Source organism: Methylophaga pinxianii (assembly GCF_020447225.1).
In the GTDB taxonomy this organism is placed as follows: Bacteria; Pseudomonadota; Gammaproteobacteria; order Nitrosococcales; family Methylophagaceae; genus Methylophaga; species Methylophaga pinxianii.
On sequence record NZ_JAJAEO010000002.1, the window covers coordinates 1 to 202 of the forward strand.

1 pseudogene is annotated in these 202 nt (G+C 57.9%); it reads left to right on the forward strand.

What is annotated here, in order from left to right:
• Window positions 1–202 (forward strand): annotated as a pseudogene (locus LGT40_RS16690) (cation transporter); the annotation flags it as partial.

Consider the following 202-nt stretch of genomic DNA (forward strand, 5'->3'; position numbering starts at 1 on the left):
CTGCTCATATCCAAACATCGGGAAGGCGGGGCGCACATGAAGGCAAGCTGGATATTCTCGGCCAACGACGTGGTGATCAACCTGGGGGTCATCACCGCTGGCGCCCTGGTCGCGTGGACCGGTTCCAATTATCCGGATCTGATTATCGGCACCATCGCGGGGGGCATTGTACTTAACGGTGCCAGACGCATTTTGGCGTTGA